Raw genomic sequence first — 862 nt, forward strand, 5'->3', positions numbered from 1 at the left:
CTTGAATTTGTTTATCGAATGCTGAGCCAGCAATTAACTCTTGCATTGTCCAAATCACCACTTTTTTACCACCAATATCAGGGTTTTTTGCTTCAAATAACCGCTTAAAGTGTTGGGTATCACTTTCATTGTGCTTGCTATAACTAATAAAAATCCTAATCGCATCTTTATCAATAGATTGGGTGGCATCTTTGGCAGTATTGAGCTCAAAATTTTCATCGTCATATTGCCAATTTTTCAAGGGCTGAATATCCGTTGGAAAATAACCCACTTTCAATTGTAATTGTGCTTTCCGCATTTTGTTTGCTTTGAGTGTGTTTACTTCAATTGAATTGAGTATTCTTTTTTCTTTAGAGTCCGCTTCAGAATCCTCAATAAGCCGCCCAATTGCATCTAATATTCGCTTAATAAAGTTACGATAATTCGCATTCGCATCCGCTGCTTTTGCGAAAATTTTCTCTAATATCGTTTGCTTGTCGATATAGCCATTTTCATCCATCATTAGTAACAATTGATTGATGTTTTTAGAATCGGTTTTACCCAATTCATTTTGTTTTAAAAAATACTCAAAACCTTCGGTAATTCTTGTTTGTTTTGGTTGCATTTTTCTCCTTATAATTATTTTTTTTCACACAAATTGATTATACCGTAATATATTTATATATTTGTATAATTTTAATATAAAAGAATATTTTTAAGAGATTGGCGCATCTTTTGATCTGATACTAAATTCAATATCATGCTCAAAGCAATAATACTGGCTTGATAACCTGCTGCGTCTATCTCTAAGTTTTTTGATGTTTGTAATGGTCCAATCAACTTAGACAGATTTTGATAAAGCCAAGATTGTCGGTATTTGGCG

Annotated in this window: 2 protein-coding genes; both read right to left on the reverse strand. The window is 32.4% G+C overall.

Features of this window, described 5'->3' with window-relative positions; all coding sequences use genetic code 11:
- Nucleotides 1–604: hypothetical protein (locus BAZSYMA_RS04005; RefSeq protein ID WP_143243090.1), on the reverse strand; the 604-nt coding region annotated here is incomplete at its 3' end.
- A 71-nt stretch (nucleotides 605–675) separates the two neighbouring features.
- Nucleotides 676–862, reverse strand: a 187-nt coding sequence (locus tag BAZSYMA_RS09900) for a hypothetical protein (RefSeq protein ID WP_195910084.1), incomplete at its 5' end; no start/stop codon positions are given.

The sequence above is a fragment of the Bathymodiolus azoricus thioautotrophic gill symbiont genome (assembly GCF_001298715.1).
Classification (GTDB): Bacteria; Pseudomonadota; Gammaproteobacteria; order PS1; family Pseudothioglobaceae; genus Thiodubiliella.